1 protein-coding gene is annotated in these 249 nt (G+C 75.9%); it reads left to right on the top strand.

What is annotated here, in order from left to right:
* A partial coding sequence (locus B2J89_RS22280; RefSeq protein WP_169170899.1) for a DUF1178 family protein occupies positions 1-249 on the top strand: 249 nt, incomplete at both ends.

Raw genomic sequence — 249 nt, 5'->3', positions numbered from 1 at the left:
CTGTGCGGCGATGCGCAGGTGCGCAAGGTGCTGAGTGCGCCGCGCATCCAGCGCGCGGCGCGCAAGCCGGAGGCCGGCGCGGTGCAAGCCGGCGCGGCGCAGGCCGGCGCAATGCCTGCCGTGCCGGCCACAGCGTCACCGGCCGCCGCCGTGTCGGCGCAGGCCGCGTGGCTGCAATGGGCGCGTAAGATCGCTGCACAGACAGAGAACGTGGGCCCGCGGTTCGCCGACGAGGCCCGGCGCATGCAC

It is taken from the genome of Acidovorax sp. SRB_24 (assembly GCF_012931925.1).
Note: the sequence above shows the minus strand (reverse complement) of the source record. Positions and strands in the feature narration are given on the sequence as shown.